Source organism: Nocardia sp. 348MFTsu5.1 (genome assembly GCF_000383535.1).
Taxonomy (GTDB): domain Bacteria; phylum Actinomycetota; class Actinomycetes; order Mycobacteriales; family Mycobacteriaceae; genus Williamsia; species Williamsia faeni.
Window position 1 is genome coordinate 1 of sequence record NZ_KB911541.1, and the last position, 1545, is coordinate 1545.

General features: G+C 61.8%; 2 protein-coding genes. Both read right to left on the bottom strand.

Translation table 11 applies throughout. The features are described 5' to 3' along the window. Positions 1-9: 9 nt before the first annotated feature. On the bottom strand, positions 10-1050 hold the full coding sequence (locus H290_RS0127310; protein ID WP_020110042.1) for an IS3 family transposase: 1041 nt from the start codon (positions 1048-1050) through the stop codon (positions 10-12). Continuing rightward, positions 1023-1439: a hypothetical protein gene (locus H290_RS0127315; RefSeq protein WP_020110043.1), complete on the bottom strand. Its 417-nt coding sequence runs from the start codon at positions 1437-1439 to the stop codon at positions 1023-1025. The genes H290_RS0127310 and H290_RS0127315 overlap by 28 nt, the downstream gene beginning before the upstream one ends. Positions 1440-1545 lie beyond the last annotated feature (106 nt).

Here is a 1545-nt window from a genome sequence, read left to right on the forward strand (position 1 = left end):
CGGTAATTGTCAACCTGTCTGAGACAGGTGCTTGATGTTGATTCCTGCTTGGTCAGGTATCGCTGGTGCTATCGGCGGTCGCCGGTAGCGCTGGGGGTTGGCTTGCCAAAGTTGGTCGAGTCGTCTTTGGCGGCGGGCTCGGTGTTCGATGGCGGTGCCATCGAACACCGAGGCCGGCGTGTGACGGCCCAGACCGCTGTGACGGTGGTGGTGGGCGTAGCGGTCCAAGAACTGTGCGGTCCACTGCCGCGCGTGGTCGATGTCATCGAATCGGTCAGGGCAAGCCAGGTCGTATTTGATTGTCTTGAACAGTGATTCAGAAAATGGGTTGTCGTCGCTGACCCGCGGCCGCGAAAACGAGGCGGTGGTGCTTGCCGTGCCTAATGCGGTCATCAGGTCGGCCGACCGCATCACTGTTCCGTTATCGGCGTGCAGTACCGCCGGAGCGCCGTGACGGGCGAACGCAGCTGTGAACATGTCCACCGCCAACGGGGTGCTCTCGTGATACTCGATACGCCACGCCACCGGGTAGCGGGAGAACACATCGATCGCCAAGGACAGTTTGTACCGGTCGTCGCGGCCCGGGCCACGCAGTTCGGTGGCATCCCAGGACCACAACTGGTTGGGTTCGGTCGCGACCACCACCGGTCGCCGCCGACTCACACCGCCACCGCCACCGCGGCGCCGGCGACGATCACCGACCAAACCCTGGGCAGTGGCGATGCGGTAAGCGGTCCGTTCTGAGCAGCCGACTTTCCCGTCATCGAAGGCACGCCAATACGTTTGCACCACCGACAAGTCCGCATAGTCGTCGTCGGTCAGGACCTCGATCATCTGGTGCCGCTCGGCCGCTGACAACGCTGCTGGTTGATGCCGATCAGCGTGAGCGATCGGGTTCGCGACCGGTGTGTAGTGCTTATAGTCGCGTGAAATCCGGTAGTGCGTCGATCGCGCGATCCCCACCAGCCGGCACGCGTGGGCCACTGCCATTCCCGCAGCGGCGAGTTGGTTGATCACTGCGATCAGGAAATGTTGTTGCGCTCCAGCCACAACGCGTACTGCTCGGCGCTCATCAACGCCGGCGGGATCTTGGGATCGAGCTCCTCGGTAGAGCTCTTGGTGATCCCGTCCAATAGCTCGAATGCTTTTCCCAAGATCTCTTGCGCGGCCTCGGCCTGAACGACTTTGCGTTTGAGCCGTTCGTTCTCCTTGCGCAGCCGCAGCAACTCGGCACGATCACGATTGTCCATCTTGCTCCTCGGGATCTGGGTCGCCGCAGCGGTCATCGCTGCAGTGAATTGTCCCTGATCCCGAGCTTTGATCCAACGTCTGACCGTGTTGTGCCCAAGGCTGTTCTCCCGCAGCAACCGCGTCTTGGCACCCCGCTCGACGGCCTGATCCCAGGCCTGCAAAAACTCGATCTTATAAGCGACGGTCATGGACCGCCTGCCCGTTGTGGTACGACCCACTGGCTCACTGAGCATCACATACTCCGATTCCCCACACCGGTCACCAGGTGTCTCACAAACATCCTGGCAACCGGCG